General features: G+C 63.0%; 1 protein-coding gene. It reads left to right on the top strand.

Features of this window, described 5'->3' with window-relative positions; translation table 11 throughout:
- Positions 1-65: 65 nt before the first annotated feature.
- Positions 66-1,255, top strand: a protein-coding gene (locus NKI50_RS30465) for an IS3 family transposase (protein WP_352718692.1) whose coding sequence is annotated in 2 segments (ribosomal slippage) — positions 66-315 and positions 315-1,255 — 1,191 coding nt in all. Because the reading frame shifts where the segments join, the coding sequence is not laid out codon by codon here.
- The last annotated feature ends 19 nt before the right edge of the window (positions 1,256-1,274 follow it).

Here is a 1,274-nt window from a genome sequence, read left to right as displayed (position 1 = left end):
CTGACCTTGCCCCTCTGATCTAATCCGGTTTGAAGTTCGTTCTGGCCCATCGAGAGGACCAGGACATGAAACGTAGCCGCTTCTCTGAAGAGCAGATCATCGGAATTTTGAAGGAACACGAGGCCGGGGTATCGGTTGCCGATCTGTGCCGCAAGCACGGGGTCAGCGACGCCTCGATCTACAACTGGAAGGCCCGCTTCGGCGGGATGGATATCTCCGAGGCTCGGCGACTGAAGGCGCTGGAGGACGAGAACACGCGGCTAAAGCGGCTTTTGGCCGACGCCATGCTCGACAATGCCGCGTTGAAGGATCTTGTGGGAAAGAAATGGTGACGCCCGCGGCCAAGCGGAAAGCTGTCGCTCGCCTGAAGGAAGGCTTCGGGATGAGCGAACGGCGGGCGTGTAAAGCCATCGGCTGTTGCCGCATGACGGTTCGCTACGAGACCAGCAGGCCGGACGACCGCGAGGTTCGCGAGCGGATGAAGGCAATCGCGCAGGAACGTCGTCGGTTCGGCTACCGGCGTCTTCTCGTGATGCTGAGGCGGGAGGGCCTGATCGTGAACCACAAGAAGCTGTTCCGGCTCTATCGGGAGGAGAAGCTCGCCGTTCGCCGCCGTGGCGGCCGCAAACGGGCGATCGGGACAAGGGCGCCGATGCTGGTGCCGCTGAGGCCCGACGAGCGCTGGTCGCTCGACTTCGTATCGGACCAGCTCACCGACGGGCGCCGCTTCCGCATCATGGCCGTCGTCGACGACTGCACGAGAGAGTGCCTGGCACTCATCGTTGATACGTCTCTTTCGGGCATGCGGGTTGCCCGCGAATTGGACCGGCTCATTACCGAGCGCGGCCGGCCGAGGATGATCGTCAGCGACAATGGCAGCGAGTTCACCTCGAACGCCATCCTTTCCTGGGCGGATCAGAGCCGCGTCGAATGGCATTACATTGCGCCCGGCAAGCCGATGCAGAATGGCTTCATCGAGAGCTTCAACGGCCGACTGCGCGATGAACTGCTCAACGAGACGCTGTTTACCTCGCTGGCTCAGGCGCGCGTAGCCATCGCCCTGTGGCGCGCCGATTACAACACCGCGCGGCCGCACTCCCAAATCGCCTGGCAGACACCGGCCGAGTTCGCCGGCACCTTCAATCCGCGACGGTCGCTCGCGCTGCGCTATGCCAAAGGCTCCGCGCCAGCGCCCGTCCCTTCACCCGCCCAGCAGGGCACAACCCACGCCGGAAACGAACTCAAAACTGGATAGAAACTGGGGGCAAGGTCAC

This window comes from Mesorhizobium sp. M0563 (assembly GCF_040321065.1).
Taxonomy (GTDB): Bacteria; Pseudomonadota; Alphaproteobacteria; order Rhizobiales; family Rhizobiaceae; genus Mesorhizobium.
The sequence above is the reverse complement of the archived record's forward strand: the minus strand, read 5'-3'. Positions and strand labels throughout refer to the sequence as shown.